The 202-nt window shown below is 47.5% G+C and carries 1 pseudogene; it reads right to left on the minus strand.

Going from position 1 to position 202, the window contains the following annotated elements:
• Window positions 1-202 (minus strand): annotated as a pseudogene (locus tag VF724_RS21490) (IS4 family transposase); the annotation flags it as partial.

The following is a 202-nucleotide window of genomic DNA, read 5'->3' on the forward strand; positions in this document are numbered from 1 at the left end:
ACGTTTATTGCGGTTCTGTACAAATACCAACTTAACCGGCAACCCGCATCCCGTCTTGACGATCACGGATCCCAGAATCTCAGCGGATTTACTTCCAGGTATGGTTCGATACAGTTCCTGAAGATTCATTCGTTTACCGCCGACATCATAACGCTGCTTCATATCTCTGATCATGCCGATGACGTGAAGTCCTTTCGCCATC

Origin of the sequence: Ferviditalea candida, from assembly GCF_035282765.1 — a bacterium.
In the GTDB taxonomy this organism is placed as follows: Bacteria; Bacillota; Bacilli; order Paenibacillales; family KCTC-25726; genus Ferviditalea; species Ferviditalea candida.